Genomic DNA, 9,116 nt, shown 5'->3' with positions numbered 1-9,116 from the left:
ATGATTTTTCAAAATGATTTTTTAAAAAAATATATAAATACAGAACAAACCCTCAAACAAATAGAGCTTAATAAAATTTCTATTAAGTATCTTTGGAGGATATATAACTTAGGATTATGGATACAAAAATTTGTCCATTAGTTTCAATAATAATTCCTTGTAGAAATGAGGAAAAATTTATCAGTAAATGTTTAGATTCAATTTTACAACAGGATTATCCTAAAGAAAAATTGGAAATTTTGGTTATTGATGGAAATTCTGAAGATAAAACTAAAGAAATTGTAAGACAATACCTAAAAAAATACTCCTTTATTAAGCTTTTAGATAATCCAAAAAGGTTTACTAACTTTGCTTTTAACATAGGCATAAAATCTGCAGTAGGAGAGATCATAATAATAATGGGAGCTCATGCTATTTATAAAAAAGATTATGTTTCAAAATGTGTGGAATATTTGCAGAAATATAATGCTGATAATGTCGGAGGGGTATTAAAAACAGTTCCCACCAAAGATACTCTTTTTGCAAAATGTATTGCCGTCGTTTTGTCCCATCCATTTGGCGTAGGTAACGCTTATTTCAGAAGAGATTCTGCAAGTCCCAAATGGGTTGATACTGTTTTTGGTGGTTGTTATAAAAAGGAAGTTTTTGATAAAATAGGTTTATTTAACGAAAAATTAATATATTCCCAAGATATAGAATTTAATCAGCGATTAAGAAAAACAGGAGGCAAAATATTATTAGTACCCGACATAGTAACCTATTACTATGCACGTTCTGATTTTAAGTCTTTTTGTAAACATAATTTTAGAAACGGACTTTGGGCTATTCTTCCTTTTAAATATACAAACACAATGCCTGTTTCGTGGAGACATTTGGTACCTTTAGCATTTGTAACAAGTTTGATAGGCTCAGCAATTCTTTCTCCTTTTTCCCCTTTCTTTTTTTGGTTATTTTCATTTATATTAGGTTCATATTTATTGACTAATTTTTATTTCTCCAGTAAAGTGGCTTTCAAACAAAAAGATTTTAGATATCTATTAACCATGCCAATAATTTTTACATCGCTTCACGTAGTATATGGTTTAGGCTCTTTGTGGGGTTTTTTAAAAGTATCTATATCAAAACAATTTTGGAAAAATTTGAGAAAAATTATAATATGAATAAAATTGATTATTTTAAAATAACCGAAACTCCTGGACTTAAAGCTACACAAGAACAGATAACAAGACTATACCACCGTTATCATTTCGCTAGGCAATTTGCTAAAGAAAAGGATGTACTGGAAGTAGCTTGTGGAAGTGGTATTGGACTTGGATATCTGGCACAAGTGGCTAATAAGGTGGTGGGAGGAGATATTGATGAAAAAAATGTAGCTCTAGCACAAAGAATTCATAAATATAAACAAAATGTTTCTGTTAAACTGCTGGATGCCCATGATCTCCCTTTTGAGTCTGAAAGCTTTGATGTAATCCTGCTTTACGAAGCAATTTATTATCTCAAATCTCCTGCTAAATTTATTTCCGAGGCAAAAAGAGTACTAAAAAACGGAGGACATTTAATTATCTGCACAGTAAATAAAGATTGGAAGGATTTTCATCCCAGTCCTTATACATATAAGTATTTTTCTGTACCAGAACTTTATTGTCTGCTCCAAGAAGGTGGTTTTGTGGTTAAGAACATTTATGGCGCTTTTCCTATAGAAAAAGGATTTAAAAGTCAGATTATTTCTATAATAAAACGTATGGCTGTGAAGTTTGATTTGATCCCTGGTAGCTTAGCCGCCAGAGCTTATTTAAAGCGCATTTTTATGGGAGAACTTAAACCCCTTCCAGAAGAAGTTTATGAAGGAATGGCTCCTTATGAAGAACCAATCATTTTAAATCCCAAAGAAATTAATAGGGAGTTTAAGATAATTTATGTAGTAGGTAAGAAATGAGTTTCAAAAAGAGGTTAGATGACATTGCTAAACGTATTTTTGATATTATAGCTTCTGGGGTAGGTTTAATTGTTCTTTCACCATTAATGCTAATTATTGCCTACTTAATTAAAAAGGAAGATGGTGGTCCTGTGTTTTACCGCGGGGTAAGAGTAGGAAAGTATGGCAAGCCCTTCAGGATTTATAAATTTAGGACAATGGTAGTTGATGCAGAAAAGATAGGAGGCCCTTCAACAGCAGACGATGATCCACGAATTACAAGGGTCGGTAAAATTTTGAGAAAATACAAGCTTGACGAATTACCACAGCTTATTAATGTCTTAAAAGGAGAGATGAGTATTGTGGGTCCAAGGCCTGAGGTGCAATTTTATGTTGACATGTTTACGGAAGAAGAGAAAGATATTTTATCGGTAAAGCCAGGAATCACTGATTGGGCTTCTTTGTGGAATCCTGATGAGGGAGCTATACTTGCAGGAAGTCCTGATCCAGAAAAAACATATATGGAAAAAATCCGTCCAACCAAAATAAGATTACAACTTAAATATGTTAAAGAACGTTCATTTTGGATTGATTTAAAAATAATAGCTTTAACTATACTTACAGTGATAACCAAAAAGAGGTTTGTGGAGGAATAAAGTGTATTCTAAAAATTTTTTAATCTCACTTTATAAAACAATGCTTAAAATACGGCTGTGTGAAGAAAGTTTGGTAGAACCAATATTAAAAGGAAAAATAAAAACACCATGTCATCTTTATACAGGTGAAGAGGCAATAGCAACTGGAGTATGTGCAGCATTGGATAAAAATGATTATATTTTTGGAAATCATCGTTCACATGGACATTATATTGCTAAAGGAGGTAACTTGAAACAATTGATCGCTGAAATTTATTGTAAAGAAACAGGATGTTCAAGAGGAAGAGGAGGATCAATGCATGTAGTAGCCCCAGAAGTAGGTTTTTTGGGAGCTGCACCAATTGTGGCAGGAACAATCTCCCTTGCTGTGGGAGCAGCACTTGCTTCAAAAATAAGAGGTGATAAGAGAGTAAGTGTCAGTTTTTTCGGAGATGGTGCTACAGGAGAAGGTGTTTTTTATGAATCACTTAATTTTGCTGCTCTAAAAAAGTTGCCTATAATTTTTGCTTGTGAAAATAATTTTTATTCAACGCATATGCCTTTAAGGGAATGTCGCTTTAAAGACAATATATATGAGAGCGGAATTCCTTTTGGAGTTCCAAGTTATAAAATAGATGGCAATAACGTTTTAGAAGTATACGAAGCTACTAAAAAAGCTGTGGAGATGTGTAGAATAGGAGAAGGGCCTGTGCTTTTAGAATTTGTGACTTACAGATTGCGAGGTCATGTGGGGCCTGATGATAATATCCAGGGACTCCATACAGATATTAGACCTAAAGAAGAAGTAGAAGAGTGGAAAAAGAAAGACCCGCTCGAAATTTTTAAAACTTTTCTGCTTAAAAAGCAAGTTTTAACCAAAGATGAAATAGATAAAATGAAATTTGAAATTGAAAGTGAAGTTAAAGAAGCTCATCTTTTTGCTCAAAAAAGTCCATATCCTAATGAAAAGGAGTTGTGTAAATATGTGTTCAAAGAAAATTAGAAAATTGTCTTATAGCTTAGCCATTAATGAAGCTCTACATCAGATGATGGAAAAAGATTCATCTGTTTTACTTATTGGTCAAGGAGTTAAAAGTCCTTGGTATGTAGGTAATACAGCTAGGGGGCTTCTAGATCGCTTTGGTCCGGAGAGAGTAATAGATACCCCAGTGTCAGAAAATGCCATTACAGGTGTTGCTGTTGGTGCGGCTATTGTTGGTATGAGACCTATTGTTGTCCATCCTCGAATGGATTTTATGCTGTATGCACTTGATCCTATAATAAATGAAGCTGCTAATTGGCATTATATGTTTGGAGGAAAAATTAATGTTCCTGTAGTATTTTGGGGTATTATAAATAGAGGAGGAGAGCAAGCAGCGCAACATTCACAGGCTCTTCATACTTTTTTTGCTCATGTGCCTGGATTAAAAGTTGTAATGCCATCAACCCCTTATGATGCTAAGGGTTTAATGATTTCTGCCATTCAAGATGATAATCCAGTAGTTTTTGTAGATGATAGATGGTTATATAGATTAGAAGATGATGTTCCTGAGGAATTATATTCTGTGCCTATTGGAAAAGGAATCGTTAGAAGAGAAGGTAAAGATATTACATTAATAGCTATTTCTTACATGGCTGTAGAGGCAGTAAAAGCAGCTGATTTTTTAAAACAAGAACAAGGTATAAGTGTAGAAGTCATAGATTTAAGAACTATAAAGCCTTTTGATAAAGAATTAATATTTGAATCAGTACGTAAAACAGGTAGGGTTATACTTGCAGATGTTGGTTGGAAAATGTGTGGGTTTATGGCTGAAGTGGCAGCAACATTAGTTGAAGAAATGTTTGATTGTTTAAAATCTCCTATCAAAAGAATAGCTTTGCCCAATGTACCTGCACCTGCAAGTCGTGCTTTGGAAAAACACTATTATTTAAATGCAGAAAAGATTATAAAAGCAGTTCTAGAGTTGCTTAAAGGTGAGGAGGTAATGTATGGAGTACAAAGTGCGTTACTTTGACTATCCAGCTCAATTTAAAAATTTCAGAGAAAATTATCTAGAGATTTTTGACAATACCCTTTCTGCTGGAAAAATGATACTTCAGGAGGATGTGGAGTGTTTTGAAAGTAATTTAGCAAAATTTGTGAATTCTAAGTATGCTATTGGGGTGGGAAGTGGAACAGGCGCTCTTTTGCTTTCCTTAATAGCTTGCGGGATTGGCCCAGGAGATGAGGTGATAACAGTATCTCATACTTTTGTAGCTACTGTTGAAGTTATAAAGTTATTGGGAGCTATTCCTGTTTTAGTAGATATTGATGATAGTCATAATATGGATGTAGATCTTGTAGAAGAAGTTATTACAGAGAGAACAAAGGCTATTATACCTGTTCACTTGAATGGCAGAATATGTAATAAAATGGAAAAACTTCAAGAGATTGCTCATAAGTACAATCTTATGATAATAGAAGACGCTGCCCAAGCCTTAGGAGCTTCATATAAAGGCAAAAAAGCAGGAACTTTTGGTATTACAGGCTGTTTTAGTTTTTACCCTGCCAAGATTCTTGGTGCTTTTGGAGATGCTGGGGCTATTGTTACTAATGATGAAAATATAGCTAGAAAACTCAAAGCGTTAAGAAACCATGGAAGAGAAGGAACAGAAATTATATGTTGGGGTTTTAATTGTAGATTAGATAATATTCAAGCCGCTATACTTAACTACAAACTTGAATTAATTCCCCAATGGATAGAAAGAAGAAGAAAAATTGCAAGAATTTACCAGGAAGAACTTTCAGAAATTTCTGAACTTCGCCTTCCACCTGCTCCTACTAATGGGGGAGATCACTATGATGTATTTCAAAATTATGAAATTGAGGCAGAAAGAAGGGATGAACTTATACAATATCTTAAAAGCAAAGGAATAGAAGTAATGCTTCCATGGGGTGGTAAGGCTGTTCATCAATTTAAGGCTTTGGGTCTTAATCATTATAAGTTGCCAAGAACAGAAAAATTTTTTGAAAAAGCAATAATGCTACCTATGTATCCTGAATTAAAAGATGAAGAGGTTAAATATGTTACAAAGACTATAAAGGATTTTTATGCAAGAAATAAAAATTAATAAAATAGAAGATAAAAGAGGTTTTTCAATTTTTTTAGAAGGGCTTCCTATAAAAAAATTTCATATTGTAAGCGTTAATCCAGGAGCGATAAGAGGAGATCATTCACATGATTATGAAGAAATTTTATGTATAATTGGTGGGAATGAGATTGCCGAAATAACTTTAGAGGATTCTAATAAATCTTGCACGTTTATAATTAAAGAAAAATACACTTTGTTGACAATACCACCTCATACAAAGCATAAAGTAAGGAATGTAGGAAATAAAGTTTTCTATCTTATTTGTTTTTCTGGTAAAGAGTTTGAGTAAAAATGATAGATTAATAACAAAAATTTTTTACGGAACAATATGTTTACTCTTTTTTACTATTCCAGTATCAACTGCCTTATCAACGATTTTTGTAGAATTTTCTTTATTTTTTTGGATTATTTCCAAAAATTTTTTGAAACCTTTTTGGAAAGAAAAGTGGTTTATTCCTCTGCTGTGGTTAATCCTTATCCATTGGATTGGTTTGTTATATACACCGGATTTATCATTAGGTTTGAAATTAGCTAAAAAAACTCATTATTGGCTTTTAGCTTTTGTTTTAACATCTCTTCCTTTTTTTCGTTTTAATACTGAAAATTTTATTAAAGCATATCTTACTGGTTTAACAGCAGGAAGTTTATATCTTTTATTTATAGTTTTATTTTCCCCAAAACTTATATATAAACTTTACAAGATGCACATAACTTTTGCTTTATTATTGGTTTTAGGTATATTGATTTTATCCTATTATTTTCTAAGAACAAAAAAATGGTATTTTAGAGGAATAATTATTTTCTTATTTTTTATTTTTCTAAGTATATTAATATTATCACGCGGAAAGACTGGATATGTAACGTTAATCGCAAGTTTCCCTATTATTTTTTACAATATTTTCAGAAAAAATTATTTTAAAATTATTTTAATCACTATGTTAAGTATAATAGTTTTTATAAGTCTTCCACCAGTTAAAAAAATAATCAAGTTGGCAATAACTTATGAATCAAAAAGAATGAAAAGATATGTAGGAACATTTGGTGAGAGGATATACATGCTAAAAGTAACAATGAATATTTTTAAAAAATGTCCAATTCTAGGAGGAGGCACTGGAAGTTTTCCAAAATATGCAGAAAAATTTAAGCCTAAAAAAACACTTCCAAATTTTTCTCAGCCTCATAATTCCTATCTCTATTTGCTCGGCAGTTTTGGCATCTTAGGTTTAATACCATTTTTATGGCTCTTATATCTTATGTTTAAAACAGGCATTAAACATTATCATAATCCTATTGGATTTTTTATTTTTGCCTTTACTTTAGTTTTTAGCATTGGTTCATTGGGGGATAGCATTATTATCTCTCATGCTACATGCATTTTGTTTGGTTTAACAATTGGATTACAAAGTTTCTTTAAAAAATGATAATTAAAAATCCAAAAGATTGAGTCAGGTCCCCACATTTAAATTTTAAAAAGATAAATTGTGACAGATAATAAATTATGAGATATATTTAGTATATTTTATAGGAGGGAACAATCATGAGGGATATCAGAAGGAAAAGTCTAGAAAATATTCCTGAAAAGGAAATTATAGAATCATTAATTTACAATTATAGAAGAAAGCTAGCAATCTATAGACTGATAGACGAGAAAATGAAAAAAAATATGGGATGGAATTTGAAGAATTTGAGAAAAAAAATGTAGTGAAGGAGAAAAATTTTTCATGGGAAGTTGAATCCGATGCCATGGAATGGGAACATGCTATTGCTGGTATAAAATATTTAGAAAAAAGTTAGCAGAATTTGAAAAATATGAAAGTTAGCAATTTCTTACAGGAATTATATTCATTGTGTCTTAAATATGGATTAGAATTTTCTCATTAGATTATACAGATATAACTGTGTTTCCCAGAATTTGGCTTTGGTTGTTAGTAAAAATAGAATTTATGGTGTAGATAAAGAAGGTGGTATTTATCACGAACATCCTGTTGATAACCCAGAAACACATATCCCGTTGCAAAAAGGAATTTCTTTAGAAGAATTCATACTTAAAAGTATAGAAATCTTGAAAAATTTAGGAATATTATAGTGCTAAAAGCATATTTTTGTGTTTCTTTAGTTTTAAACATTAGTTCATTGCAAATTATCTCTCATGCTACTTGTATTTTATTTGGTTAACAATTGGATTGCAAAGTTTTTTGAAAGAAGACCTTTAAATTTCAGTAATATATAAATAATTTTTTTACTTGTTTGAGCGTCTCCATAAAAATGCAGTGATTTATTGAAACAACCATAAAAAGAATTTGCAGCTTTAATGATCTTTTGAATATCAGCTCCAACTAATATATTCCATCCAGATGTTATTGTTTCTATCCATTCTGTTTCTTCTCTTAAAGTAATACATGGTATTTTAAAAAAGAAAGCTTCTTTTTGTACTCCACCTGAATCTGTTAAAATTTTTTGTGCATTTGCTTCAAGCATAAGCATATCTAAATAAGAAACAGGCTTTATTAAAATTAAGTTAGAGTGGGCTTTTAAATGTAAAGAGTTTATAAGTTTTGATGTACGTGGATGTATAGGGAAAATAATTTTTGTACCCATTTGAGCTATAATATTTAAAGCTTCCCAAATATTTTTAAAACGAAAAGTATTTTCAGTATTTTCTGCTCGATGTAGAGTAATTAAATAATATTTTTTATTGATTAAGCCTAATTTTTTAAGAATATTTGATTTTTTCTCTGCTAATTTAAAATAAAGAAGTACTGATTCATACATAATGTCACCAACATTTATTACTATTGGTAAATGATTAATAGATAGTGAATAGTTATTAATGAAAGTTTCATTAATAAGCTCACCATTGTTTATGATATTAGTAAAGCCTTCTTTATAAAGGTTGTTAACAGCATTTTTTGTAGGACAAAAAAGTATGTCTGAACAATGGTCAGTTAAAATTCTATTTATTTCTTCAGGCATTTTTTTATTAAAACTTCTTAATCCTGCTTCTATATGAGCTACTGGGATATGTAATTTAACAGCTGCTAAAGCACCAGCTAAGGTTGAATTTGTATCACCATAAACAATAACTACATGGGGTTTTTCAGAAATTAATATTTCTTCAATTCTTTTTAACATTTCTCCTGTTTGATAACCATGATTTTCAGAACCTACACCTAAGTGATAATTAGGGGTTTTAAGTTCTAATTCTTCAAAAAATACTTGTGACATTTCATAATCATAATGTTGACCAGTATGGATAATAAGATGATCAATATTGTTATAATTTTGAATAGTATGAATAAGTGGGGCAATTTTTATAAATTGAGGACGAGCACCAACAATGCTTGCTATTTTAAGCATAAAATTCCTTTATTTTTTCTACTACATATATTTGTTGTTCTAGGGTTAATTCTGGATACATAGGAATAGCTAAGGTT

The 9,116-nt window shown here is 31.0% G+C and carries 10 protein-coding genes; 9 read left to right on the top strand and 1 reads right to left on the bottom strand.

The window, feature by feature from the left end; all coding sequences use genetic code 11:
- Positions 1–116: 116 nt before the first annotated feature.
- From LWW95_10980 to LWW95_10940, 9 genes are all read left to right on the top strand, one after another.
- Positions 117–1,160 (top strand): glycosyltransferase family 2 protein, encoded by a 1,044-nt coding sequence (locus LWW95_10980; GenBank protein MDL1957546.1) that lies wholly within the window; start codon positions 117–119, stop codon positions 1,158–1,160.
- The gene (locus LWW95_10975) at positions 1,157–1,936 is read left to right on the top strand and encodes a class I SAM-dependent methyltransferase (GenBank protein ID MDL1957545.1); all 780 of its coding nucleotides are present in this window, start codon (positions 1,157–1,159) and stop codon (positions 1,934–1,936) included. The genes LWW95_10980 and LWW95_10975 overlap by 4 nt, the downstream gene beginning before the upstream one ends.
- A gap of 23 nt (positions 1,937–1,959) precedes the next feature.
- Positions 1,960–2,571, top strand: coding sequence for a sugar transferase (locus LWW95_10970; GenBank protein MDL1957544.1), 612 nt, complete (start codon positions 1,960–1,962; stop codon positions 2,569–2,571).
- Between the two features lies 1 nt (position 2,572).
- Positions 2,573–3,553, top strand: coding sequence for a thiamine pyrophosphate-dependent dehydrogenase E1 component subunit alpha (locus tag LWW95_10965; GenBank protein MDL1957543.1), 981 nt, complete (start codon positions 2,573–2,575; stop codon positions 3,551–3,553).
- Positions 3,534–4,565, top strand: a complete 1,032-nt coding sequence (locus LWW95_10960) for a pyruvate dehydrogenase complex E1 component subunit beta (GenBank protein ID MDL1957542.1) — start codon at positions 3,534–3,536, stop codon at positions 4,563–4,565. The genes LWW95_10965 and LWW95_10960 overlap by 20 nt, the downstream gene beginning before the upstream one ends.
- The gene (locus LWW95_10955; protein ID MDL1957541.1) at positions 4,540–5,661 is read left to right on the top strand and encodes a DegT/DnrJ/EryC1/StrS family aminotransferase; all 1,122 of its coding nucleotides are present in this window, start codon (positions 4,540–4,542) and stop codon (positions 5,659–5,661) included. Before LWW95_10960 ends, LWW95_10955 begins: the two co-directional genes overlap by 26 nt.
- Positions 5,642–5,971 (top strand): WxcM-like domain-containing protein, encoded by a 330-nt coding sequence (locus LWW95_10950; protein MDL1957540.1) that lies wholly within the window; start codon positions 5,642–5,644, stop codon positions 5,969–5,971. Before LWW95_10955 ends, LWW95_10950 begins: the two co-directional genes overlap by 20 nt.
- A gap of 133 nt (positions 5,972–6,104) precedes the next feature.
- Positions 6,105–7,103, top strand: coding sequence for an O-antigen ligase family protein (locus tag LWW95_10945; protein MDL1957539.1), 999 nt, complete (start codon positions 6,105–6,107; stop codon positions 7,101–7,103).
- 497 nt (positions 7,104–7,600) lie between these two features.
- Positions 7,601–7,768 carry a hypothetical protein gene (locus tag LWW95_10940; protein MDL1957538.1) on the top strand — a complete coding sequence of 56 codons (168 nt, stop codon included), beginning with the start codon at positions 7,601–7,603 and terminating at the stop codon, positions 7,766–7,768.
- A gap of 77 nt (positions 7,769–7,845) precedes the next feature.
- Here the strand turns inward: LWW95_10940 and wecB are convergent, their stop codons facing one another.
- Entirely contained in the window at positions 7,846–9,039 is a 1,194-nt protein-coding gene (gene wecB, locus LWW95_10935) for a UDP-N-acetylglucosamine 2-epimerase (non-hydrolyzing) (protein ID MDL1957537.1), read from the bottom strand.
- Positions 9,040–9,116 lie beyond the last annotated feature (77 nt).

The organism is Candidatus Desulfofervidus auxilii (genome assembly GCA_030262725.1).
Lineage (GTDB): Bacteria > Desulfobacterota > Desulfofervidia > Desulfofervidales > Desulfofervidaceae > JAJSZS01.
Note: the sequence above shows the minus strand (reverse complement) of the source record. Positions and strands in the feature narration are given on the sequence as shown.